Source organism: Microvenator marinus, assembly GCF_007993755.1.
Lineage (GTDB): Bacteria > Myxococcota_A > Bradymonadia > Bradymonadales > Bradymonadaceae > Allomicrovenator > Allomicrovenator marinus.
The window spans coordinates 4,782,172-4,806,391 of sequence record NZ_CP042467.1; the positions used below are offsets into that span (position 1 = coordinate 4,782,172).

The window sequence follows — 24,220 nt, forward strand, 5'->3', positions numbered from 1 at the left end:
ATGGTAGCGATGTTTAGGAGACTTAGATGCGACGACTTCTGGTTTTGATGTGTGTGGGTGGGACCTTGGGATGTGAGCAGGCTCCGGCGCCCGTGCAAGCCGACCGACCGACCGTAGCCCTCGGCGTGCGCGTGCTTACCGAGAATATCCCGCCGATTGAAGGTTGGGAGCTTCAGGCCTGGGTCATGACCCTGAGCGCCGTGGAACTGCATCTCTGCGAGGAAGTCGCCTGGAGCTTCGTGCCGTCGGCGTGGGCGCACGTGCCTTCATCCTCCACGCGTCTTGGCACGCCCGTCGTCGAAGATCTAACGCGTGGTTCGGGCGGGGCTCGGATTATCGGCGAGATTTCGCCGCCGCCTGGCAGATACTGTAAGGCTTATGCGGTATTCTCGCCGGCCGACGATGACGTCCTCAATATGACTCCGCTCTCCACATCTATGGTCGAAGGGGCCACAAGCCTCAGGGTATTGAGAAAACCCGACCAGGAGCCTCTCGTGCAGCGCTGGGAAGGGAAAAAGGTGGTCGAAGTACTCCTCAATGGCGAAAACGGGCCTGGTATGAACCTCAGCTGGGGGCAACACGGGCAAATCGTGTTTGAGATTCCCGTAAATCCTCCTCAGAACAAGGTAGACGAAGCGGCCGAATCCGGTGATAACCCTCCCTCTTTAGAGCCGTGGGTTGAGCACGTGCTGATGCAGGTCAAACTCTTCGAATCATGAATCAAAAAGCCACTCCCGATAGTTTTGTTTTTCTCGTCGCATGTCCGTGGGCCGATGCCGGTCTTGAACTCCTGCGGCAGGCCTTCGCCGAACATTGGTCCGAAGAGCTTTCGGTACATAACGTGCCGGGGTCCATCACCCTGAGCCTCGGTGATGACGAAGCAACACTGGCCTTTGACGAGCCGATTCCTGAGCTGGCCGACCTCGCGCCGACCACTCTGGAGCCGTACGGCCCGGCAGAGGTAGAGCTTTTGCGCGCCCACCAATCGCTCTGGAGACTCACGCTCCAAGGCGGGACCGAGCGCGGGCTCGCCCCCTCTATTTTTGGCGCCAAACTCATGTCCGCACTGATGGTCGCTGGCGGGAGCGGCGTCTTTCTTCCGATGACGATGCGACTGCACTCACCCCGAACCATTCAGCGCCAAACCATGGACCCTGAATTTCCACCTGCTATCACAAATCTCTACGTGAACTGCTGGGACCAGGAAGGCTGGATGCGAACCCGAGGGCTCACGGCGTTTGGCCTGCCAGAGCTTGAAACGCCAGTCACCGACGGCCTAAACGCCGCCTATTTCAGACTGATGGACGTGGCCGCAAACATGATCGCGCAAGGGTTCGCCTTTCCAAACGGAGGGCAGATTCTTGCCGGCCCGCAAATCTATGAAATCAAAGATGGCCCCGCCGGGCCAGCCGATGAGAAAATACCGATGGCAGGACATTTTGGCGTTCAGACGCTTCGTCCCACCCTCCCAACGAGGAAAAACTAATGTGGTATTGGATCGCCCTCGCGGCGCCTTTTGTTCTCTGGGTAGTCCTTCACATGAAGACCTCGCGGCCCGACGGCAAGATTATCAAGGTGCACCCATACCGCCGTATCATGTGGTACATCATGCCCACACGAAACGAGTCGGTGGTCTACTTCGACTCCTATGTCATCGCGGACGAAGTTCTGAGATACGTGGAGGACCTCAACAAAGTGATCCCTTGCACGCTCAATGACGTGCTCGTGGCCGCAGTTGCGCGCGGCCTGATCCAGACGCCTGAGATGGACCGTTTTGTGGCAGGTCACCGGCTCTACCAGCGTTATGAGCCGTCTATTACCTTCAGCATGAAGCGGGAGCGAAAGAACAAGAAATCCAAGATTTCTACGGTGAAGCAGGTGATTCGACCTGACCACACAATTCTCACGATGATCGAAGATATCCGATCCAAGGTGAAGGTGGAGCGCTCGGACAAGAAGACCACTGCAGACACTGAGTTTCAGGTGCTGAACTTGATGCCGCGCCCTATGTTTCGCGGCGCCTTTTCGCTTGTACGGCTGCTCGACTACTTCAATCTTCTGCCGGGGTTTTTCATCAAGACCGACCCGATGCACACGAGTATCTTCATGGCGAATCTCGGCTCGATCAATATGGCCGCTGGATACCACCACCTCTACGAATACGGGACCTGCCCGCTCTTCATCATGATCGGCAAGATCGAGGATCGGCCGATGGTTGTTGATGGCGAGGTAGTCGTCAAACCAGTGATTCACGTGCGGTTTTCATTCGACGAGCGAATCGATGACGGGATGACCGCCGGAAACGGTATCTACGAGTTCACAGGCGCGCTCGAGAATCCGTACGAAATCCTCGGTTGTGTGGGCGAAGATGACGCATACGAATATGGCACCGAGCGACCACGACACTGGAAGAGGACTGACGAGTGAGCCCGATTCTGCGTCTGCGCCAGTGGTGGTGGTCGCGATACGCGAACGAAGCGTTTCCCGACGCATGGCTGGAGATTCTGGAAGATCGCGTGGACTTCTTTGATGCGATTCCTGCCGACGAAAAGAAGGCCTTCCTGAAGCACCTCCAGGTCTTTATCAACGGGCGCAAATGGTTCGGGGCTGCCGGCCTTGAGATCACCGACGAAATGAAGGTGGTGGTCGCTGCTAGCGCGGCCAGAATGTCCAGAAATATGGGGATCGAAACATGGCGAAGTCTCGGCTCCGTCATCATCTACCCAAAAGGCTTTAGACCTCCGGACGGAGGCCATACGCTTGGTCAGGCCACCCGCCTTGGAAGCATCGTTTTGAGCTGGGATTCGGTGGTGCGTGGAATCGAGATTCCCACCGACGGCCACGACGTGACCATCCATGAGCTCGCCCACGTCTTGGACCTAAAGGGCGACCATATCTTTGATGGGGTGCCGGACATTGATGGCCGTGTGGCATACGGCGTCTGGGCGCGCGTTCTTGGCGAGCACTATGACAAGCTCGTGGATGGCAAGACGAAGACCCGTCTTTTGGATGATTACGGCGCGCAAAGTCCCGCCGAATTCTTCGCTGTGGTCTCCGAAGTGTTTTTTGAAAAACCGCGGCAACTCAAGAAGCATAAACCCGATTTGTACCGCGTTTTGAAGAAGTACTACCGAATCGATCCGGCCTAGGCACGTGGGACTTCCTAGTTTGGCTCGTTGTCGCCAATTCCCGTGTAAGTGCAAAACACACTTGCAGAGGCTGACCCTGCGGAAGAGATTGCCATTCGATGAATAGTAACCTCAACACACTGTCCTACAAGACTTGACTGGCCTTCTATTGCGACCATATGTTTTAGGTCGTAAGACGCATCGAACGAGGTTGTAGTTGGGTTTCCAGGGCTTGTACAGCTCCCTCCACTCGAGTCCCTTAGCGTCACTTGTAAGTATTGGTCACTAACGTCTGTCTTGTTGGCCATGTATTCATGTTCTTGCATTACACATTTCAAGTTCTCAGTCCCGGAAGGTAGCGGTTGTGAGAATGGATAGTAGGTGTGTAGTCCGACAGAAGTGGTAGTTGCCGTTCGAATGTGATTGCCCCAAGCGCCAATTCCGGAACCATTCCAGAACGGACGCAATTTCAGTTTTCCTGCTCCGTGGACGTAGTCAAAACCAGTGCTGGATTGAACTGTTCCACGATGTCGGTCACCCATGCTCAACATGACCGTGTGGAGACGGCCTGGTGAATTCACCCACGAACGTCCGGTAGCCAGCAACCAGTGTTTGACCAGAGCAGCAGCACCTGAAACGTGAGGGGCGGCGATAGAAGTTCCACCGGTATTTGTAGTTATGATGGTTCCATCATTGCCACTTTGTGAACCTCGAAACGTGATACGTCCTGGTGCTTGGAGGTCGATCCCTGACATTGCTCTAGACCTCACCAATCCACTCACTGTCACGTCGATACCTCCACGTGCTGAGGCGGACCCATCAATCACACACTGTTGATAGTCTGACTGGCAATTCGAACTTGCGGACGCGAAACCATTAACCGTGAAACTGGTCGGAAGATCCCCGGGCGAGTCAAGATTACACGCTCCGGTCTGAGGGACGGAACCCACATTATCCGGGCCGTTAACAACCAGGACTCCTGTCTGGTATGCGGCTTCGATCGCATCCTCAAACGTGTAACTTGATGTCGGATTACATCGATTTGTCTCTTTGTGAGACGTTGAGAGATTCATGACGTCAGGGATCTTCGAGCTCGCAATTGCGTTCAGTATCGCATTATCAAGAGTGTACTCGGTAGTCGCTGCGGCAAACATTTGAACATTGACGTGTCTTGCAATTCCGGTGCTAGCATTTTCCCAGTCTGCACAGTGGCTTCCACCGCCACTCCAACAGGTGTCCCCCATTGAGGAGCCGTAAGCTTGACCAGACAGAAGATCAGCCGCAATGATACCGCCAACCATCGTAGGGTGTGAGTTTCCTGTCGTTGCATCGTTAAAGTTAACAACATCAGCGCAGTTTTGTGGCGAAGTCACGCATTTGACTCGTCTTGAAATTCTTGAAGAGCCAAGATAATCGTTCCACCAGAGCGCTTCGTCTTCCCAAAAATCTTCAGCTCCTCGCTCCAAGACAGCGACATTGAGTCTAGAGTCGCCGTGGAAGGTAGGATTTGCCATTGCTCCCGAATAACCTTTCCACCAAAACTCATCCACTCCGAGTCGTTCGTTCACGCGGCCTTCGCCTAGACGCCAGGTTCCTGCACCGGCAAGGTTGCAAGTTGGAGAGGTAATACAGGCATTTGGGGTTAGTGAATTCGCTTTTGCTGAAGTTACTCGAACAATATCTGCTCTTTGCAGAAGAGCATCCAATTGACTGGTGGGTATATCCAGCTTTAACCACCCAATAAGAAGTGAAGTGGTATCGAACTTGCCGCCAACAGACTCAGTCCAGCGTCGCAGACCGTTGGATAGCGTTTCAATGTTGTTTGCTCTCTGTCGAATCAATTCTGTCCTTTCCAATTCTGCCTTATCGGCATCTTCTGTAGAGATGTAAGTCCGATCGATTGGGGGCGGAATCTGCCAAACGGGAGTATCTCTGAGTTTGACGTTTAGATAACTGCGTTCACCCTTCTCGTTCAAGACATCCTCGTCCACTTCAAGTGGGCGCGTGTCCAACGATTTAGTGTTTCGACGTGTGTCTACATTAATTGAGTAGAGAGAGTAGATCCGCTCTTCCGCTGTGTCATTTTCAATTGATCTCAGTTCTTCGCTTTCAACAATAACAGAGCCTGTGTCTTCAATGTGCAGCCACGGTGCTTGCGCCCGTTTAACAAGTTCAGCAGTCAGCGTGCCTGTTTCTTTCAAGCTTACAACCTTTCCATCACGCCTAACTTCATGGCGTTGGTAAACAAGGCGCTCCTCATCAACTGGTCCCGTCTTCTCGCCGTCTCGCCCATTGGTGGGCTCAATATTCAAACCCGTCTGTCGAAACTCTTGCGAGTCTTCCTTGTCAAAATCGCTGCATCCGAACGTGCTCGCTAAGCCAAGCGCCAGTAATAACATGTGTCGATTCATACGTTCCCTTTGTGTTGTAGGTGGCCTTTAATGTTATAAGTGTGATTTCTCCTGTCAAGGAAGTATTGTGATTTTGTGTATAATTTTTATCCGTTTGTTTTGGGAGGGCCACAAGCGCTTTTCTATCGAAAGTTGAATGACGATTGAGTCTCGGGCAAGCTCTCCTGCGATCACAAGTTGGAGAGTTGATGAGAGCACGATATTTCCCCTTATTTTTTTTCTTATTTGCTTGCGGGGACGATGAACCAGGGCGCACATACCCTGGTGATGTGGACCCTTGTGCAGTGGACGTGGCGCTGAGTTCTCTGGACGAGCGCCGCGAGGCACCTGAGCACTTCCATCAACCAGGCGAGTTTTTCGCGTGGAATACGGCGCCAAAAGAAGAGTGTCGGGCCAATGTGCGCATTAGTGATGGGCCGCTAATGGACAAAGAAGTTTACGTCACATACCCGACACTTAGCGAACCAACGGTGACTGGTGAAGGCGGTATCGCGGATGGAAAGTTCCCCGTGATTGTGTTTGCACACGCAAACCATGATGGAGTCTGTAGTATTTTCGAGCGCTACTTCTCCCTTCATAACCATTGGGCATCATGGGGAGCGGTGGTTTTCGCGGTCGATGGTACTGATACGAATTGCCAACGTGGTGGCCGCCAGAACCTTCAAGATAGGTCTGACGCGCAGCGCGCCGCGCTAGCTGAAGCTCGCCGACTCAACGCCGACCCAGAGAGTATGTTCTTTGAACGGCTTGACTTGGATCGTGTAATCCTGGCCGGACATAGTCGTGGCGGCGGTGCGAGTCTTGTCTCTGCCGAAGCTGAACCGGGGATAAAGGGCGTTATCAATCTCCAAGGTGTTGATCTCACAGCCTTTGGTTTTGGTAGTGCGACGCTTGGGGATTACCCTGTCTTGGGTATGACTGCTGGAAACGACGTCGACGTTAACTATCCATACTTCGAACCTACAGAAGACCAGCTAGGGGGGGACTATACATGGGTGAACATGAACGGAGCAATTCATGCGTACACCGCTGATACCGTTCCACTAGAGCCGGATGACCCACCTGAAATTTCACGTCAACAACAACACGATCTGACCGAGTACTTTACGACTGCCTTTATGGACCGAGTGATGGGGTTGCCGGTGAAGGCGGCTTCAGCAGAAATGGATGTCATGTCCAGTTTCGAGGGTGCTAGCTTCGTGAAAGAAGAAATCAGTGAAATGGGGGTCACCATCCGATGGAGATGGGAAGAGGAGGCCGTTTGGGTAGATGATTTCAGTGGCGACACACTCGATGAAAACCTCTTGGGAGGTTCAGTGGTTGCCGAGAATCTGAGTGCTGAAGAGATAGCGACGTACCGCCCGGATGAAAATCCCACATCAGGTGCGTATGCCAAGTCCTATTCTTTGCGGCTCAGTGCGGATGACGGAGGCGGTACATATCATACCCGTTTTGATCCCGTGACAGTTTCTCAGGGGGATCAGGTACTTTTTCGGGTTAAGGGGCCAGACTCGGGACCCATCGCAAATCTTGAAGTTGGACTGGAATCAAACGGAAGCGAGGTTGTGCGATTCGATATTGAAGCCCAGGTTGGCCCGGTGGAACTCAACAATCGGTTCACACAGGTCGTGTTTGAGTTTCAAGAGAATACTACTTTCGACTCGGTTTTGTTCTACGCGAATGGCGGGCAAATCTTTGTCGACGATCTTCGGATTATAACCCAGCCTGTCAACTGAGCCCGTCTACAACTTCGCTGGTGATATAGTCGGTGCGAAGGGCGTTCCTCTTGAGCCAACAATCTGGGTATCATCCGCTATCAAGTCTTTAAGCGGAACGTGTAACTAATTCATTGGATCTGGAAACGAGTTTCTTGGATAGTGGACTTTTGGGGCTGGTTGCCTGAGTAACTAAGATGTGGGAGTCGAAATGGGGAAGTTTTTGTTGGTGGTGTTTGCGTGCGCTTTGTCAATGGGCTGTTCTTCGGGAGGAGGTGATAGTTATGTGGCGCCTCCCACGTGCGAAGAACTTGCTTGTCCTGAGACCAGCAGTTGTGTCGTTAAGGAGGGAACCAGGGTTTGCGAGTGCATTCAAGGCTACACAGGGGTCGCATGTAACGAGTGCGCCGAAGGCTATGGCGAGAAGAATGGCGTTTGCTTAGACAGGGGTTCGTGTGCCTACGATGATTTTTGTGGTGCCGGCGGACATGAGTGTGTGGACCTGTCCAATGGCATTAGGGACTGCCAGTGTCCGAGGGGATTCGCTGACGAGGGGGATGCATGCATTTGCTACGGCTCATTAGAAGACGGAAAGTGCTACGTCGGTCGCCCGTGCTTCGAAGTCAACCCATGTGGCGGCAGGGGGGGGTGTATTGATGATGGTGAAATGACGACTTGTGGATGTGAAGAAGACTACACTGGACCGCGATGTGATGAATGTCCAGCAGACCGCGTGTTTCGAGATGGACGTTGCTATCTGATCGAACAAGACGGAGAGGCAATCTGCAGTGATGGTCGTTTTGACTCAAGCATTGAGGCTTGCGACGATGGAAACACCAACCCCGCGGATGGAGTGACTGACTTTTGTTCCGCTAACTGCACCGAACACGTTTGGCCGGAAGGTGGGTGGCCCGGCTTTGCACCTGGGAAAACTGCAACCCAAAACACAAGGGTTCTTGTAGAGTTGAACGAAAGTACAGCTCCATATCTAGTTGTTGACTCTGGTACCGAACTAAGGGTGAAAGTGGTTGGGGAGCATGACTTTGACTATCGACAAAAGGATCAGGATTTGAACATTGGGGTATTCGATAGTTTGGGTAGGAATATAGGGCAGACTTTGTGCCTGCACATGCCTTCTCGTGAGGACTACGGGTACTCACATACAGAATCCGTGCGAGGCGAGCTCGTGTTCACAGCCCCCGCCGAGACAGGTACTTACTACGTACGGTGGTCTCATGGACTGGCGATTCGCCCATGCCAGTTGCAAATGTCCAATTGGGGTCCTGAGTTCAATCTTTTCATAATATATGTCCGGTAGAGGAACCGCGAAGTGGGTGGTGAGGTGGGTTCGTTGCCTTTTACCCAACTCGCTGTCGAGGTCCCGCTGTATCTGGCTCTTGACTATCATGACTTGGTCGCCTCAACGTCCCCAGAAAACTCTTCTACAAGTTCTTCACCAGGTTGTGCGTTTGGAAGTTCTATTCACAGTGGCTTTGTTCGTGCCAAGGAGGTCCGGAAATAGCCTGAGATAGGTCACACATCTGCTTGAAACGAGATATGGCAAACGATAGAGTCCGAGAGTTGGCTTTCCAGAACACTTCGGAATGAGGATTTTTTGATGAAACACCAAATTGGAGTTTTCGTGTTGATGCTCACCACTCTCGTTGGTTCGAGTAACGCTCTTGCTCAGGATTTCGTGACGGACTGCCAGTTCGAGGATGAGGGAGATGTTTGCACTGACGGGGTTTTTGAGGGTCTCTGCAGGGTGGAGTCCTACAATAATTGTATTGAAGATGAAAACGGAGACACGGTGTGTGATTACCCTGATTGTCGACCAAAATATTGCAGACAAGACCAGCAACCGGGGGATCCTTGTAAGTTAGGCGATCTTGATGGAGTCTGCGAATATCGTTGCAGTCGAGTCGAATGTAACTACCAGCCGTCAGGGAGCGGCTGGTGCCTGCTACCCGCAGCGCTCGAAGATGATAGGAGTAACCTTTCCGACGATGGTTGCTCCGCCACGGGCAGTGAGCCTGTAGGCCCTTTACATTTCCCCTTTCTCCTCGGGGTCTTAGGACTACGTCGATACCGCAGAAGTCGCCATTCGCCCTAAAGGGAGTTGAACCGGTTTCCTTTCCCACCTTGCTCGCTGGAAAAGAGATTCACTGCAAATCTAACGGTGGTGCAAACCGCAAATCGTCTACAAACACTTCACCAGCTTCTACATCGAATCTCAAGGCAACAATCTCGGTCTCATGAGGTACCAATTCCTCAAGGGGAACTTGGAGCTGCGTGTACCACTTGGAGAGAGGCATCGGACCGATGAACTCCAGAGCATCCAATTGAATCTCACCCTCCGTGGTCACGATAGTAAGACCGAGTCTTTCTAGTCCTGATTCGTTTCCAAGCTTCACCCGGGCGTCGATGGTCCAATCGCTATCTATCGGTAATGGCTCCGGCATGTGTGTGATGTATCGGCCTTCTAAATCAGTTCGAAGGCGGAGCGCAGAGGCTCTGGAGAAACGGCCGGAGGTGGGGTTCTCGTCAGGTCGATAAGTTTTCACCACCTCGGCATCGAGTCCTTCAAACTCCACCTCGCCGCCGAGTAGGTTGAGCGTAGCGCCTCGTTCTTCAAACGTATCGATCCACACGTGTTCAACATCGCGCCGTCATCTCAATGCTGCGCCATGGGGATAGACTTCGTTCAATACTTTTTCTGCGCCATGTTGAGACATGAGGAATGCTGACGTGAACTCTTTGGGCCAATCCGAGGCGAGTGTGGTGTGGCGGTCAAGAAACGCGGTGGTGAAGAAGTGGGTGGCAGCCTGTTGAGCCTCTCTCTCAATCTTTGGGTCATCCGTCTTTTTGATACGTAGTGAATCACCGGTGTAGGCGTGGATGGCATCAAAAAGTGTGACCCACGTATACTCGCCTCCGAGTTGGTCTTCCATCAAGTCGGGATGCGGATACCAGAGGTCCGTGTCGTCGCTCGCGGAAATGCCCAGAACGGCGTAGTCGCGAAGGGTTTCCGAGCTGAATCCGATGGACCTTAGATCGTTACCCTGAAGGGTGATAACACCACGAGTCAACGGATAGGCTTCTGCAGAAAGGAAGCTAGCGCCTCCTCCACGGCTATGACCCGAGAAAAACACGTAGTCTTCGTCTATCGTCAGGCCTTGAAAGACTGTTTCATCCCAGCTTAGAACTTCTTCAAGTGCGGCAATTTGAGCGTCGGAGCGCAACTGAAGGTTCTCCTTGGATGTGCGCCGGCAATTCGCGTCCGTGCTATCCACGGAGACCACCACAAAACCCCACGATGCCCAGTGATTGTGCAGGTTTTTATAGAGCTCAAATGCCGTGCAGTAGAAGTTGTTGGCGTGCGTGAACACCACAACCGGGAGTTCCCCTGCTGGAATCGTAACCACCCCGGTTTCCAACGGTTCATCCACCACTGGATAGGTGATGTAGAGCTCCTTCCCGCTGAACTCGCCTGAACGAATGGTAGGGTTCGAGGGGCAATCCTCGCTTGGGTTTGAGTTCCAGGGAACAAAGGGGCCGGGTTCGTGATAATCGCCATCGTGCATCTGAAATACGGGCCCAGTAGCGCTAATCTCGCTAGACAATGCACAAGGTGTGTGGACCACAGCTGTTTCCGTGTGGTCTGCGCACCCATAAATAAATGTCGAAAAAACAAAAGCTTGAATCAGAATTCTTCGGCCCACTGCCCGTCCTTATCCCCAAGATTGGCTGACCGTAGAGAAAACCCGATCGTTTTCCAAACAAAATTCAACAGGCATCGAGACATCAATTGACTGATTCATTGGATCTACAATCGGGATTTCTAGATAGTGTGATTTCCAGGGGCTGGTTGCCTGAGTAATTATGATGTGGGAGTTGAAATGGGGAAGTTTTTGTTGGTGATGTTTGCGTGTGTTCTCTCAGTGGGCTGTTCTTCGGGTGGAGGTGATAGCTATGTGCCTCCGCCCATCTGCGATGAGTTAGCATGTCCAGAAACAAGCAGCTGTGTAGTTCAGGAGGGCACACGGGTCTGCGAGTGCAACGAAGGCTACGCTGGCGAGGCGTGCGACGAATGCGCCGAAGGCTTTGCGGAGAAAGACGGTGTTTGCCTGAACAGGTTCTCGTGCGCTTACGAGGCCCTCTGCGAGGAAGGGTTCGTCTGCGTGGATACGGCAGATGGTAAGAGGAGCTGCGTGTGCCCAAGTGGGTTCACTGACTTGGGAGACGAATGCGCGTGTTTCGGCACCGTCGAGGACGGAGAGTGCTTCATAGACCGCCCATGCTTGGAAGTAGACCCGTGCGGGGAAAGAGGAACCTGTGCTGATGATGGCGAAATGACGACTTGCGGATGCGAAGGAGACTACGCCGGACCGCGATGTGATGAATGTGCACCAGACCGAGTATTTCTAGACGGGCGTTGCTCTCCCATTGAGCCCGAAGGTGTTGGTGTTTGTGGTGACGGCCGTTTTGAGCCGAGTGTCGAGGTTTGCGATGATGGCAACAACGATCCCTCGGACGGCGTGACCGACTTTTGTTCCACTGATTGCACCGAACACGTTTGGCCGGGGGGAGAGTGGCCCGGCAATGCGCCTGTGCGAACTGAAACCGACGACACAAGGCTTCTTGTGGAGTTGAACGAAAGCACAGCTCTATATCGAGTTGTTGATTCGGGTACAGAGTTAACGGTGAAAGTGGTTGCCGAGCATGACTTCGATTTCTTAACCCATGATCAGGATGTGAACCTCGGGTTATTCGATAGTTCGGGTGCTAAACTGGGCGAGTCTTTGTGCCTGAACATAGCCCGTTCTTTTGGATTCGAATACGAACCCTCTCACACCGTTTCCGCCCAAGGCGAGCTCATCTTCACAGCTCCGGCGGAGCCAGGTACGTACTACGTGCGGTGGTCTCATGGGGTGGCGATTCGCCCATGCCAGATGCCAATGTCCAATTGGGGTCCAGAGTTCAACTTGTTTGTGATCTACGTCCGATAGCCTAAAGAGTAGCGGCTAGGCGAGTGCCTTGGTCGATGGCGCGTTTAGCGTCCAGCTCAGCGGCTACGTCCGCCCCGCCAATCAGGTGGGCCTCCTTACCTTTTGCCCTGAGCTTGGTGTCCAGATCGCGCAGGGGTATCTGGCCCGCGCAGATGATGATGTGGTCCACCTCAAGCACCCGAGGAACGCCTTTCACGGTAATGTGTAGACCTGCTTCGCTGATGCGATCGTAGGTACACTCGGAGAGCATTTCCACGCCCAGGTTCTTGAGGCTCGTGCGATGAATCCAGCCGGTGGTCTTGCCTAGGCCCGCGCCGGGTTTTCCTTTAGAGCGTTGGCAAAGTGTGATTTGGCGAGCGGGTTTGGGGTGCTTGGCCTCAAGGAGTCCGCCGCGGGTGTCGTGCGCCATGTTCACGCCCCAGGTCTCCATGAAGAGCTCTACGTTGGTGCTTGGGCTTGGGCCTTCGTGCGCGAGGTACTCCGCAATATCAAAGCCAATCCCGCCTGCCCCAATAATCGCCACTCGCTCGCCGACTTTGGCTTTCCCCGCCAAGACGTCCACGTAGGACAGAACCCTCTCGGCGAGCTCGGCACGCTCCATGCCGTCAATATGGATTGACCGCGGAACCACTCCGGTGGCCAGGATTACCTCATCGAACTCCGCCAGATTCTCGGGTGTGGCTTCGGTGTTGAGCTTGAGTTCTACGCCAACCTCCTCAAGCCAATGCTTGAAGTAGCGCAACGTCTCGTTGAACTCCTCCTTGCCTGGGATTTCCTTGGCCATCAGGAATTGTCCTCCAATGGTCTTTCCCTTCTCGAAGAGCGTCACGCTATGTCCTCTCTCGGCGGCCGTACATGCGGCGGCGAGCCCGGCGGGACCTGCGCCAACAACGGCGACCTTCTTTTCCTTTTTGGCCGGAAAGATCTTGAGTTCCGTTTCGTGGCAGGCCTGAGGATTGACGAGGCATGAACAACGTTTGTTCCTGAAAATATGGTCCAAGCAGGCCTGATTGCAGGCGATGCACGTGTTGATTAGATGTTCGCGACCTTGTTCTGCTTTGTTGACCCAGTCGGGGTCGGCCAAGAACGGGCGCGCCATGCTCACCATGTCCGCAGCACCGCTGGCTAGAACCTCTTCGGCCACGTCCGGCATATTGATGCGATTCGACGTCACGAGCGGAATCTGGACTTCGCCCATCAGCCGTTTGGTCACCCACGTGAAACCGGCCCGCGGCACCATGGTGGCAATGGTCGGGACTCGTGCTTCGTGCCAGCCGATGCCAGTGTTGAGGATGGTCGCGCCCGCAGCTTCGATCTCTTTGGCGAGCTCTACGATCTCTTCCCAGGTACTTCCGCCCTCCACAAGGTCGAGCATACTGAGCCTGTAGATGATGATGAAGTCTGGTCCCACTGCGGCGCGGCAGGCCTTGACGATCTCGATAGGAAGGCGGATGCGGTTCTTGTATGCGCCACCCCATTCGTCGGTCCGTTTATTGGTCTTCTGGGCGATGAATTGGTTGATGAGATAGCCCTCCGACCCCATGATTTCTACGCCGTCATAGCCGGCTTTGCGTGCCAGGCGTGTGGCGTTCGCAAAGTCTTCGATGGTCTTGTGGATGCCCTTCTTTGAGAGCGCGAACGGCGTAAAGGGTGTGATCGGCGACTTCAGCCTGCTCGGAGCAACCTGCAACGGACTGTAGGCATAACGTCCGGTGTGAAGAATCTGCATAGCGATTCTACCACCTTCGGCGTGAACCGCATCTGTCACAACCTCGTGTTTGAAGGCTTCGAGCCTGTTGTTCATGGTGGCGGCGAGCGGCTTTGTCCAACCGGCGATGTTCGGTGCGATGCCGCCTGTGACGATCAAACCAACGCCACCGCGTGCGCGTGCCCCAAAGTACGCCGCAAGCTTGTTCAACGGCCCGATTCCTTCCTCGAGCCCTACGTGCATCGAGCCCATGAGCACACGATTCTTGAGCGTGATAAAGCCGAGGTCTAGAGGTTCGAAAAGATGAGGATATTTGGGGTGTGTCATGCCTGCTCCGCGTGCAATCAGCGTCTCAGGTTCCTACACAACGCGGGTCATTCTGTCACTGTGATATGGGGTTTGAGCTTCTCGAGCGTCTTTTTGCCAATGCCTTTGACGCGCCGGAGATCTTGGACTTTCTTGAACGGGCGTTTTTCTCGATAGGCGATGATGCGTTTGGCCGTGGCTGGGCCCACGCCGGGTAGAGTGTCGAGCTCGGCTTCGGTGGCGGTGTTTAGGTCAATCGGGCCGGTGGGCTCTGGAGGTTTTGTTTCGACTGCCTTTTTGGGTACCGCGGCTACGACGGCAGCCGGCTTTGTGTGCTCTGCTTTATCTGCTTTATCAGCGCGCCACTCGTCGATCTCTTGTCGCGTCCACTCACCGCCTTTGACCCAGGGTTGTTCGCACGCCGTGGTGCTCAGAACTAAAAAGAATGATATCCAGTACATGTTGCCTCCTGATTGATTTTAAGTGAGGGCCAAAAGAAGGCCCCTGAGATTGTTATCGGCCACTTTTCAAAAGTGTTGCGAATTTTCTTCGAGAAGGTTTCATGGGAGCTGAGCTCATCAAAGGCACGTTGGGGCGAATTCGATTCGCAAGCGAAGATGGTGAGTGGGCTGTGGCCGAGGTAGAGACGGCCAAAGGCAGCGTCATCGTCGTTGGGAATCTGCTTCAGACGAAGCCCGGCGAGGACGTGGTGGTCACGGGTCAGTGGCAGAACAACGCGAAGTTTGGGCGGCAGTTTGCGATCGAATCGATCAAGACCGTGGCGCCCACTACCATCGAGGGCATTCGAAAATACCTATGCAGCGGGCTCGTCGAAGGAATCGGTCCGGTGCTCGCCGATCGCATCATCGAGAAATTTGGTGAGAATACGATCGATATTATCGATGCCGATCCCAGCAGGATTAGGGAAGTTGAGGGCATTGGTAAGAAGAGGGCCGAGACGATCACTCAGAGTTGGGAAGAGCAGCGTAGCGTTCGAAACGTCATGGTCTTTCTTCAGTCGCACGGCATTACGCCCGCATATGCGACGCGAGTTTGGAAGGCTTACGGGCACGACGCGATACGGGTTATTCAGGAAAATCCGTACAAATTGTCCGAAGATGTTTTTGGGATTGGCTTTGCTACGGCGGACTCCATCGCGAGCCATGCGGGGATCAAGGAGGACCATCCGGCCAGGGTGCGGGCTGCGATCCTTCACGTATTGCGCGAGGCGCAAGGGCAGGGGCATGTCTTCTTACCGCTCGCTGAGTTGAAGACTCGCGCGGCGCAACTCCTTAGTTTACCTGAGGATGCCGTGGTGCAGGGCATTGAGGCGCTGCGTGAGTCCCAGCGAATCATGGTGGATGCGCTTGATTTTGCGGGGGAGCGCGTCGCTGCGGCCTATCGGACGGGAGCCTGGCGTGCCGAGGCCGGGGCGGCCGAGGGCTTGAGGCGTCTTGTAGGCGTGGAGCGGGTCTTTCAGCCTCGGTCGGTAGACCATCACGTGAGAAGCGTGGAGGAGCGATTAGGTGTGCGTCTTGCGACGCAGCAGAAGGAGGCCGTGAGCGCAGCTTTTGAACATAAACTCGTGGTGATTACGGGTGGGCCTGGTACGGGGAAAACCACCATCATTCGCGCGATTTGTGAGATCGCTCAGGGCCAAGAGATGCGCGTGGCGCTCGCCGCACCTACAGGACGCGCGGCAAGGCGAATGTCTCAGGCCACCGAGCGCGATGCGGTCACGGTGCACCGTTTGCTCGAGTACAATCCCAACGAAGGTGGCTTTCAGCATAACTCGGAGCGACCGCTCGACGTTGATATTCTCATCTTGGACGAGTCCTCCATGGTGGATGTCTACTTGCTCTATGCGATTGTGGATGCGCTCTTGCCGCGGGCCGTGCTCGTTTTGGTCGGTGATATCGACCAGCTTCCTAGTGTGGGGCCGGGCACGGTTTTGGCGGATATCATTGAGTCTGGTGCAGCGCGTGTGGTGCGCCTGACCGAGATTTTCAGGCAGGCCGAGAACTCGAATATCGTGGCGAATGCCTACCGAATCAACCGCGGGGAAATGCCACAGGACGCGCCGCGAATCGAAGGAAAACTTTCGGATTTCTATACCGTGAACGCGCGTTCGGCGACCCACGCTCAAGAACTCATTCTGGAGTTGGTTTCGCAACGAATTCCGAGTGCTTTTGGCCTGGATCCCTTTGAAGATATACAAGTGCTCGCGCCCATGCACCGTGGAGAAATCGGATGCGAGACGCTCAATGTTGCACTGCAACAAGCGCTAGTGGTTGAGCGTGGTGAACGGGGTGTGGAGCGCGGCGGAGTTAAGTGGTTGGTGGGGGATAAGGTGATGCAGACCCGCAACAACTATGAGCGGGGTGTGGTCAACGGTGATGTGGGTCGGATCAAGAGTGTTGAGGCGGCGCAGAAGAAGTTGAACGTAGTGTTCGAAGATCGAGAAGTGACCTATGCGTTCAATGAACTCGATGAGCTGACGCATGCATTTGCGATTACGGTCCACAAGAGCCAGGGCTCTGAGTATCCGGTGGTCGTGATGCCGGTCATGACCCAGCATTTTGTAATGTTGAAGCGAAATCTTCTCTATACGGCAGTGACTCGTGCGCGCCAACTCGTGGTGCTGGTTGGCACGTCACGTGCCGTGAGTATTGCCGTGTCTCAGGCGGACACTGGCGTGCGTTTTTCGGGGCTCGCACACCGGCTCCGCAGCTGATTAGGCCCAGATGCCGTCAGCCGTGTAAGGCGAGTTGGGGCCGGCGAAGAAAGTGCCGTCGATATAGCGGTAGGACTTGCCGAAGTTGCTGATCGCGCCCATATCGTCCGCGTCCAACTTGAGCTCGGTGGCTTTGAGATTGGAGCGGATACGAGAGTCTGTGACCGATTTGGGAATCACTGAGGTGCCGCGTCCGAGCGCCCATGCGATGAGCACATCACCCGTTCCGACTCCATGCTTCTCAGCGATTTCCTTGATGGTCGGATGTTCAAGCAAAGAAGGCTCGTCGCTCTTTCGAGTCTGGCGGTCTGGTGAGCCGAGCGGTGAATACGCCGTGAGCTGGATGCCCTTGGACTGGCAGTAGGTCAGAAGCTCGGTTTGAGGCAGATAGGGGTGAGACTCCACCTGATTGACGGCAGGCGTTTCTCCAACGCCTGAGAGCAGGTCGATACGCTCGGGACCCATATTCGAAACACCGATTTGGCGAGTGAGCCCTTTGGCCTTGAGTTCTGCCATGGCCTCCCAGGTCTTTTCCAGAGGTGCCTCTTCCAGCGTGAGGAATTCCTCGCGTGAGCGCGGGAAAGTCACACCGTGCTTAAACGCAACCGGCCAGTGGATGAGGTAAAGGTCTAGGTATTCAAGGCCGAGGTCGGAGAGCGTCTTTTGGAGCGCGCTTTCTACGTGTTGCGCCTCGTGGCTATCGTTCCATAGTTTGGACGTCACCCAGATTTTCTCGCGTGAGGTGTCGCCGGCCTTGATGGCGTCGGCGATGGCTTTTCCCACTTCGTCTTCGTTCTGGTAGATGGCCGCACAGTCGAGGTGGATATACCCGGCTTCTAGTGCGACGCGCACCGCCGTGTAGACTTCGTTCGGCTTGGACTTCCAGGTGCCAAGGCCAAATGCTGGGAATTGAGTTCCGTCGTGTAGTTTCAAATGTGGTTGCATGTGTTCTCCATATGCCGTGTTCACACAGAGAGATGCCTCAGACTCAACTTTGTCTCAAACCAACTTTACAAAGGGGGGATGCTCGTCAAGACTCCCGTAAAGACCTCAGAGGTGTCTAGATGCCAGAAAATGTGTTGAAAATTCCGCGCACCACCCAAAACCGACTCCACTTGAAGCTCCAAGATGGTTTTGTAGGTTTGAGTTGGACCAGAGCCCAAGAGGTCTCGGCGTCGGCCAAACTTCAAGCGGCTCGCGTCTACTCCCTGGCCGTACTCGATGCCGCCATGCGCTCCTTGGTTGAGCGCTGGCCCGGTTCCAAGGAGCTTCAACACAAACCCTCTAAGAACGCCGTGGAAGAGCTTCAATCCACGAATGCATGGGAAGTGGTCTACTGGGCCTTGCATCGCGGGAATCGCGCTTTAGGCGAGCTAGAAGGGCTCTTTGAAACCCAGGTGGACCTTGGATTGGAACAAGCCGAAGTTTTTGCGGATGCTGAAGGCCTAGACGAGGTGGAGGGTGAAAAACTGCTGGAGCTCCTCTCGGAGCCAATCCGCCTGCACGACGACCTCGATGCGCAGATCGCTCATGTGCTCAAAAGATGGGGCAAATACCTCGACCCGTCATTGAAGGAACAACTCCTGAGATCCAGAGACTACCTGCGCGAGGCGTGGGTTGGTCATTTTGGCCCAGCAACTGCGGCGCAAGCCCCGGATTTTTCGAGCCTCTACCAACACCAAGAACGCTTTACGCACGACCGCGACTGGATGCCGAGCGTGGTGCTCATCGCCAAGAATATCTACGTCTGGTTGCACCAACTCTCGGCCACCTATGGCTACAGAATTGAACGGCTCGACGAAGTCCCCGAGGCCGAACTGGCGCGCCTCAGAAGCCAAGGCATCACGGGACTCTGGATGATTGGACTCTGGGAGCGGAGCCCGGCCTCAAGGCGCATCAAAGAACTCTGTGGCCGTCCCGATGCCGTAGCGTCAGCGTATTCGCTCTACGACTACAGGATTGCGGGCGCGCTGGGCGGCGAAGAAGCACTCGAGTCATTGCGCCAAAGGGCGGCATCACACGGCGTTCGGCTGGCCGCGGACATGGTTCCAAACCACATGGGAATCACCTCAGAATGGGTCAAAAACAATCCGGAATGGTTCCTCTCAGTAGACCACCCACCATTCCCTAGCTACTCGTTTCACGGCGAGAATCTAAGCCACGAACCAGAATTCGGGGTTCAGATCGAAGACCATTATTACGACCAGACCGATGCTGCTGTGGTCTTCAAACATATGGACCACCGAACGGGGCAAACGCGCTACATCTACCACGGCAACGACGGCACCTCGTTTCCATGGAATGATACCGCGCAGCTTGATTTCCTGAATCCTGAGGCCCGCGAGGCCGTAATCCGCACTATCATCGACGTGGCGCGAAAGTTTCCCATCATCCGATTTGATGCGGCGATGACGCTTGTCAGAAAGCACGTGCAACGCCTTTGGTATCCACCGCCTGGCCACGGTGGCGCTATCCCCTCACGCTCGCAATTTGGGGTTTCGCAGGAGGAGTTCGACCGTCGGATGCCCATGGAATTCTGGCAAGAAGTCGTAGACCGCATCCAGGCCGAAGCCCCCGATACCCTTTTGCTCGCCGAGGCATTTTGGATGCTCGAGGGGTACTTTGTGAGAACGCTCGGCATGCACCGCGTCTACAATTCGGCGTTTATGCATATGCTTCGCGACGAGGATAACGCCGGTTACCGAAAGCTCATGCGAGACACGCTGGCTTTCGACCCTGAGGTGCTTAAACGTTATGTGAACTTCATGAATAATCCGGACGAAGACACGGCGGTCAATCAGTTCGGCAAGGGCGATAAGTACTTTGGTGTGGCCGTGCTCATGGCCACCATGCCAGGACTTCCGATGCTTGGGCATGGTCAGCTCGAGGGCTTTACCGAAAAGTACGGTATGGACTTTAGGCGCCCGCTTCTCAACGAGCTCCCCGATAAAGGCCTGTTGGCCCACCACGAGCGCGTTTTGATTCCGCTCCTTCACCGACGAAGGCTCTTCGCGGAGGTGGCTCATTTTGCGCTTTATGACGTCTTTAATCCGCAAGGTGGGCTCGAGCAGAACGTCTTTGCCTACTCAAACATGTTGCCCAATGAACACGGGCTAGAGAGGGCGTTGGTGATCTACCATAATCGCTATGCGGAGGTACGGGGCTATGTGGATCGTGGCGTGTCGGAGTCAGGCGGGCGGCTCGTAGACCACCTGCAGCTCCCGGCCTATGGAGTGGTGAGATTCCGCGATCAAATCTCCGGTGAGTGGTTCCTTAGAACTGCGGAGTTGCTACACAGGCACGGGCTCTATGTAGAGCTCGGGGCCTATAAGTGCCATGTGTTCTTGGACTGGGGTTTTGAAGATGGGCAAGAATGGTTTGAGCTAGAGTCACATCTTCAAGGACGCTCTACCCCGAGTCTAGACCATGAGTTCGTACTAATGCGGTACGGAACGTCCCGTACCGCATTGACGTGGCTCCTTGATTCAAACCTCAAAGATTCCGTGGCGCTGAAACGTGAGTTCGAGACTTTGAGTCAAAGCATTTTGAACTACTGGCCCGACGCCGAGCTCACTGAGTTGCCTGCACTCGAGGGCCATTCGCCCGAGGCGAGGCTGGTGGTTTTGGTAGAGTGGCTGGAGGAGTCGGGGGCTAGTGATGTGTGGGAGCGCATGGCACTCGAGGAGTTGACGCCCTTTGGTTCATTGGTCCGTGCCGCGCTCGATATCGACTCCTTAGATGTGTCTTCGTGGCCGTTGCTTGAGTCCGTTCAAGAAGCTTTGAGTGTGCATGAGTTTGAAGGTACCCGTTATTTCGTGGCTCAGAAGGCTGATGGATTCTTAAAGAAGATGCCGGAACTCTTGGGTGTGAAGTCAGCGCTTTGCGGTACGGATCGTAGCGAATTTACCGTTGCGATGGAGGAGTTTGGAAAGGCGCTAGAACAAGCAAGCTACGATTTTGACCAAGTGCGGTTTGATGGTTGAGTCTCGACTAAAACCTACGCGCCGTCAGTTCCTTATTGCGGCTTCGCTCTGCGGCGCTGGCGTGCTCATTACTCGCCGGTTTACGTGTTACGAGGACACCGATTGGACTCCGCTTATGCTCACTACAGCACAAGGGCTTGCGTTGGCCGCGGCGGCCGAGGTGATGGTTCCAGACGGGCCTGGTCCCTCGGGATTGGAAGTGGCAAAGAACGTAGATAGATTCCTGGCGGGCATGCCGCAGAGCACGTTGCGTGAACTCGATGGTCTCTTCCTACTCCTTGAGCACGGCACCCTGATTGGCGGCAGCTTGAGACGGCTCACGGACCTTAGTCCGGAAGATAGACTCGAATTCTTAAATGCCCTTAGTACCCAGACGGGCCTCTTAGGAGATGCGTTTGAGGGGCTGCGCGCCCTGGTCTATTCGGGGTGGTACCAAGACAGAAGAACCTGGGCCGCAATCGGCTACACAGGGCCTTGGATCAACCGCGGGCCTAGGCCGTTGGTGCCCGGCGCTTCGGACGCTGGTGCTTTGGCGAAATGGGTTGCCGGAGAGGGCGCAAGAATGAGGGGGCTTCTGTGATTTTTGATGCCTCAAACCAAAAGCTTCCGCTCAAACTCAAAGTCGGCCTCTGCGTGATTGGGAGCGGGGCAGGGGGAGCTGCGGCGGCCATGGTTGCCGCGGAGGCAGGCATGGATGTGCTGATCATTGAGGCCGGCCCTTTTGTGCCGCCTGGCGTCATGAATCAACGCGAAGAAGATATGATTCCCGCGCTATTAGAGGCGAACGGCGGGCAGACATCTTCAGACCGAAACTGCATGATTGTACAGGGTCGCGCGCTCGGTGGGTCAACGCTTCATAATATCAATCTTTGCAAACGAATCCCTGAGCCGATTCTAAGGGAATGGCAACGTGAACGCGGCATGGAGCACCTGGGGCTTGAGACCTGGACCGCTCTCTATGACGAGGTCGAGTCACTGCTTCAGGTGAGTCAGATTCCAGAGTCGCAGGTGAGCAAGCACAACCAGGTCTTTCGGGAGGGGACTAAAAAGCTCGGCTGGAAGGGCGGGCTCTTGAGCCACAATCGGTCGGGCTGCGTTCAGAGTGGGTTTTGCGCCGTGGGGTGTGCGTACGATGCGAAGAACAACGCGGTCAAAGTCATGCTCCCTCGCATCCTGGCTGCAGGTGCGCAGATTCTTACGCATTGTAAAGCCGTCAAGCTCGTTCAGGAGCGAGGTCGTGTGGTCGGGGTCGATGCTCGCGCGTTGGACCCGCTGACCCGAAAGCCCATCGGAAGAGTCGAGATTCAATGTGAGCAAGTCTGTGTGTCGGGGTCCGCAACCGGCAGTGCGGCGTTGCTGCTCCGCTCCAAGATAAAGGACGACTCGGGCTCCACAGGCAAAGGTTTGACGATTCACCCAGCACTAGTTGCGGCGGGTGAGTTTGACGAGTCTATTGAGGCGTGGAAGGGAATCCCGCAGTCGTGGGAATGCACTCAGTTCTTGGATTTTGAGCGGGCACATGCGGAGGAACCCTCAACTGAGATTGGCATCAGGACTTGGATTATCCCCGCGTTTGCGCATCCCATGAGCACGGCCACCATTCTCCCAGGCTGGGGCGACGCCCACGCTGAACTCATGCAAAAGTACTCACGGCTCGCCGTTCTCACCGGCATGATTCACGACACGTCTAAGGGTGTTGTGACCCCGCGTCAGGAACTAGAGCAACGTATCGACTGGAAGCCCAATAAAGGCGACCGCGCGGAACTCCTCTTTGGTCTGAAGCGATCGGCGGAGATCCTCTTTGCCGCAGGCGCCAAGAGAGTGTTTGTACCTTCTAAAAAACTCCTTGTTTTGGAATCACCTGCAGACCTTGACCAGGTGGACCAAATCCGGCTTGATGCGGGCGAAATGCCGATGACCGCGGTTCATCCAATGAGTACCGTGTCCATGGCGGATGACCCACTCAAAGGGCCCGTGGATAGTCGCGGTAAACACCACCATATTGAAGGCTTGTGGGTTGCCGACGGCTCCCTCTTCCCTGGCTCGATTGGAGTCCCGCCTCAGGTTTCCATCTACGCACTGGGCTTACACGTTGGGCGTGCGATCGCTACCTAATGAAGCCAATACCCGCTTGTACAAGCTTCCACTTCAGGCTCGGATCTACCTTCAAAAACTGAGACCACATGGTGGCCGCAATGTCGCTGACGCCGCTCTGGTCTGAGAGATAGGCCTGCCATTTCTTCGTTGGTAGTTGAAAGAAGGACTCAAAGAACCGGCGCGTTTGCGCAGCATCAAAGCCGAGAAGCACATCGAGCCCGAAGTTTTGAAAGTCCCGGGCCCTTCGCATGTCTTTAGGCCAGACCACCTTACTGAGGTCGTCCACACCGCCGGCGATGGCATCCGCCAACGTTCCCGCACTTCTCAGGGTCCGCGACAAACTGTAGCCCGTGGCAGGATGCACAAACCCCGCCGCCGCACCAAACGCAACCGCCTCACTCCGCGGAATCTCTTCGCCCATTGGTATCACACACCGTTCAACTTCATGGACTTGCATAACCCGTACGCCTCGCCCCTCAAGCCGCAAGTACAAAAGCTCCTCAAGTCTTGAGATACTAAGGGCAGGGCGCGCGGAAAGGACCGTTTCTTCTAGAAACCATAGGTTCGGATTCTCGTGTCCACCAAGACGCATGGCGTACAAAAACGTGGCGGGGTCTTCTTCAACCCCAGGTATAGGGCGATAGTCCATCAAGGCCATATCGTGACCGTCAATTGGCTCGCCATCTACCTCGGCCAGAATGCCGTACGCCGTCTGAAATGCCGGGTCCGGGCTCCGACCGCCAGAAAACACGCGCTGAAAGCCGCTCGCGTCCACCACAATTTTGGCGCGTGAACGGTCCGATTCAATGGCCCTTCGGTCCTCTATCAGTACCTTGGCTTGCTGCTCCGTATTGACCAAAAGCCCCTTCAAAAGCTCGTTATCAAAACGACCATAAGTCGCGTCCAGAACCTGTAGTTCGTTCTGAAAGCCAACCGTTGGACTTGCCCACGTCCATGCCAATGCTGAATGGAATTCAGGCGGCACCTCACTCAGCCACGCGCCGTATGCATTGGGCCACGGCTCGTCAACGTCGGGCGCGATCCACAAGACATCCACCCCTCGTTTGGTCAATTCACCCACGATTGCGTAGCCAGCAGGCCCCGCTCCAACGACCAGCACGTTGTGCAT

Annotated in this window: 18 protein-coding genes; 11 read left to right on the top strand and 7 right to left on the bottom strand. The window is 54.9% G+C overall.

Features of this window, described 5'->3' with window-relative positions; all coding sequences use genetic code 11:
- Positions 1-26: 26 nt before the first annotated feature.
- From FRD01_RS19650 to FRD01_RS19665, 4 genes are read left to right on the top strand one after another with little or no spacing between them, the layout of a single operon-like run.
- A complete protein-coding gene (locus FRD01_RS19650; protein ID WP_146962641.1) occupies positions 27-719 on the top strand; it encodes a hypothetical protein in 693 nt (230 codons plus the stop codon).
- Positions 716-1,486: a hypothetical protein gene (locus tag FRD01_RS19655; protein ID WP_146962642.1), complete on the top strand. Its 771-nt coding sequence runs from the start codon at positions 716-718 to the stop codon at positions 1,484-1,486. Before FRD01_RS19650 ends, FRD01_RS19655 begins: the two co-directional genes overlap by 4 nt.
- Positions 1,486-2,427 (top strand): 2-oxo acid dehydrogenase subunit E2, encoded by a 942-nt coding sequence (locus tag FRD01_RS19660; protein ID WP_146962643.1) that lies wholly within the window; start codon positions 1,486-1,488, stop codon positions 2,425-2,427. The genes FRD01_RS19655 and FRD01_RS19660 overlap by 1 nt, the downstream gene beginning before the upstream one ends.
- On the top strand, positions 2,424-3,149 hold the full coding sequence (locus FRD01_RS19665; protein WP_146962644.1) for a M90 family metallopeptidase: 726 nt from the start codon (positions 2,424-2,426) through the stop codon (positions 3,147-3,149). The genes FRD01_RS19660 and FRD01_RS19665 overlap by 4 nt, the downstream gene beginning before the upstream one ends.
- Positions 3,150-3,163: 14 nt before the next feature.
- Here the strand turns inward: FRD01_RS19665 and FRD01_RS19670 are convergent, their stop codons facing one another.
- Positions 3,164-5,527 carry a S8/S53 family peptidase gene (locus FRD01_RS19670; protein ID WP_249755765.1) on the bottom strand — a complete coding sequence of 788 codons (2,364 nt, stop codon included), beginning with the start codon at positions 5,525-5,527 and terminating at the stop codon, positions 3,164-3,166.
- A gap of 200 nt (positions 5,528-5,727) precedes the next feature.
- Between FRD01_RS19670 and FRD01_RS19675 the strand changes: the two genes are divergently transcribed.
- A complete protein-coding gene (locus tag FRD01_RS19675; protein ID WP_146962646.1) occupies positions 5,728-7,275 on the top strand; it encodes an alpha/beta hydrolase family protein in 1,548 nt (515 codons plus the stop codon).
- A gap of 190 nt (positions 7,276-7,465) precedes the next feature.
- Positions 7,466-8,572, top strand: a complete 1,107-nt coding sequence (locus FRD01_RS19680) for a hypothetical protein (RefSeq protein WP_146962647.1) — start codon at positions 7,466-7,468, stop codon at positions 8,570-8,572.
- A gap of 844 nt (positions 8,573-9,416) precedes the next feature.
- Here the strand turns inward: FRD01_RS19680 and FRD01_RS19685 are convergent.
- Both FRD01_RS19685 and FRD01_RS19690 read right to left on the bottom strand, forming a co-directional pair.
- Positions 9,417-9,905, bottom strand: coding sequence for a hypothetical protein (locus tag FRD01_RS19685; RefSeq protein WP_146962648.1), 489 nt, complete (start codon positions 9,903-9,905; stop codon positions 9,417-9,419).
- An 18-nt stretch (positions 9,906-9,923) separates the two neighbouring features.
- On the bottom strand, positions 9,924-10,976 hold the full coding sequence (locus tag FRD01_RS19690) for an alpha/beta hydrolase (RefSeq protein WP_146962649.1): 1,053 nt from the start codon (positions 10,974-10,976) through the stop codon (positions 9,924-9,926).
- 177 nt (positions 10,977-11,153) lie between these two features.
- On the opposite strand from FRD01_RS19690, the gene FRD01_RS19695 reads away from it, so the two are divergent.
- Complete coding sequence (locus tag FRD01_RS19695; protein ID WP_146962650.1) at positions 11,154-12,263, top strand: hypothetical protein; 1,110 nt, start codon at positions 11,154-11,156, stop codon at positions 12,261-12,263.
- 1 nt (position 12,264) lies between these two features.
- Here the strand turns inward: FRD01_RS19695 and FRD01_RS19700 are convergent, their stop codons facing one another.
- Positions 12,265-14,298 carry an NADPH-dependent 2,4-dienoyl-CoA reductase gene (locus tag FRD01_RS19700; RefSeq protein ID WP_146962651.1) on the bottom strand — a complete coding sequence of 678 codons (2,034 nt, stop codon included), beginning with the start codon at positions 14,296-14,298 and terminating at the stop codon, positions 12,265-12,267.
- Positions 14,299-14,345: 47 nt separating this feature from the next.
- Complete coding sequence (locus tag FRD01_RS19705) at positions 14,346-14,738, bottom strand: ComEA family DNA-binding protein (RefSeq protein WP_146962652.1); 393 nt, start codon at positions 14,736-14,738, stop codon at positions 14,346-14,348.
- A 101-nt stretch (positions 14,739-14,839) separates the two neighbouring features.
- Between FRD01_RS19705 and recD2 the strand changes: the two genes are divergently transcribed.
- The gene (gene recD2 / locus FRD01_RS19710) at positions 14,840-17,011 is read left to right on the top strand and encodes an SF1B family DNA helicase RecD2 (protein ID WP_146962653.1); all 2,172 of its coding nucleotides are present in this window, start codon (positions 14,840-14,842) and stop codon (positions 17,009-17,011) included.
- On the opposite strand, the gene FRD01_RS19715 is transcribed toward recD2, so the two are convergent.
- On the bottom strand, positions 17,012-17,956 hold the full coding sequence (locus FRD01_RS19715; protein ID WP_146962654.1) for an aldo/keto reductase: 945 nt from the start codon (positions 17,954-17,956) through the stop codon (positions 17,012-17,014).
- A 119-nt stretch (positions 17,957-18,075) separates the two neighbouring features.
- On the opposite strand from FRD01_RS19715, the gene FRD01_RS19720 reads away from it, so the two are divergent.
- From FRD01_RS19720 to FRD01_RS19730, 3 genes are read left to right on the top strand one after another with little or no spacing between them, the layout of a single operon-like run.
- Positions 18,076-20,994 carry an alpha-amylase family glycosyl hydrolase gene (locus tag FRD01_RS19720; protein WP_146962655.1) on the top strand — a complete coding sequence of 973 codons (2,919 nt, stop codon included), beginning with the start codon at positions 18,076-18,078 and terminating at the stop codon, positions 20,992-20,994.
- Positions 20,987-21,574 carry a hypothetical protein gene (locus FRD01_RS19725; RefSeq protein WP_146962656.1) on the top strand — a complete coding sequence of 196 codons (588 nt, stop codon included), beginning with the start codon at positions 20,987-20,989 and terminating at the stop codon, positions 21,572-21,574. Before FRD01_RS19720 ends, FRD01_RS19725 begins: the two co-directional genes overlap by 8 nt.
- Positions 21,571-23,109, top strand: a complete 1,539-nt coding sequence (locus FRD01_RS19730; RefSeq protein ID WP_249755766.1) for a GMC family oxidoreductase — start codon at positions 21,571-21,573, stop codon at positions 23,107-23,109. The genes FRD01_RS19725 and FRD01_RS19730 overlap by 4 nt, the downstream gene beginning before the upstream one ends.
- On the opposite strand, the gene FRD01_RS19735 is transcribed toward FRD01_RS19730, so the two are convergent.
- Complete coding sequence (locus FRD01_RS19735; RefSeq protein WP_249756229.1) at positions 23,102-24,220, bottom strand: lycopene cyclase family protein; 1,119 nt, start codon at positions 24,218-24,220, stop codon at positions 23,102-23,104. The genes FRD01_RS19730 and FRD01_RS19735 overlap by 8 nt on opposite strands.

Excerpts from the sequence above, each read along its gene's own strand:
- FRD01_RS19650 (WP_146962641.1), top strand. The coding sequence starts at position 27 with ATGCGACGACTTCTGGTTTTGATGTGTGTGGGTGGGACCTTGGGATGT.
- FRD01_RS19655 (WP_146962642.1), top strand. The coding sequence starts at position 716 with ATGAATCAAAAAGCCACTCCCGATAGTTTTGTTTTTCTCGTCGCATGT.
- FRD01_RS19660 (WP_146962643.1), top strand. The coding sequence starts at position 1,486 with ATGTGGTATTGGATCGCCCTCGCGGCGCCTTTTGTTCTCTGGGTAGTC.
- FRD01_RS19670 (WP_249755765.1), bottom strand. The coding sequence starts at position 5,527 with ATGTTATTACTGGCGCTTGGCTTAGCGAGCACGTTCGGATGCAGCGAT.
- FRD01_RS19675 (WP_146962646.1), top strand. The coding sequence starts at position 5,728 with ATGAGAGCACGATATTTCCCCTTATTTTTTTTCTTATTTGCTTGCGGG.
- FRD01_RS19680 (WP_146962647.1), top strand. The coding sequence starts at position 7,466 with ATGGGGAAGTTTTTGTTGGTGGTGTTTGCGTGCGCTTTGTCAATGGGC.
- FRD01_RS19695 (WP_146962650.1), top strand. The coding sequence starts at position 11,154 with ATGGGGAAGTTTTTGTTGGTGATGTTTGCGTGTGTTCTCTCAGTGGGC.
- FRD01_RS19700 (WP_146962651.1), bottom strand. The coding sequence starts at position 14,298 with ATGACACACCCCAAATATCCTCATCTTTTCGAACCTCTAGACCTCGGC.
- FRD01_RS19705 (WP_146962652.1), bottom strand. The coding sequence starts at position 14,738 with ATGTACTGGATATCATTCTTTTTAGTTCTGAGCACCACGGCGTGCGAA.
- recD2 (WP_146962653.1), top strand. The coding sequence starts at position 14,840 with ATGGGAGCTGAGCTCATCAAAGGCACGTTGGGGCGAATTCGATTCGCA.
- FRD01_RS19715 (WP_146962654.1), bottom strand. The coding sequence starts at position 17,956 with ATGCAACCACATTTGAAACTACACGACGGAACTCAATTCCCAGCATTT.
- FRD01_RS19720 (WP_146962655.1), top strand. The coding sequence starts at position 18,076 with ATGCCAGAAAATGTGTTGAAAATTCCGCGCACCACCCAAAACCGACTC.
- FRD01_RS19725 (WP_146962656.1), top strand. The coding sequence starts at position 20,987 with ATGGTTGAGTCTCGACTAAAACCTACGCGCCGTCAGTTCCTTATTGCG.
- FRD01_RS19735 (WP_249756229.1), bottom strand. The coding sequence starts at position 24,220 with ATGCACAACGTGCTGGTCGTTGGAGCGGGGCCTGCTGGCTACGCAATC.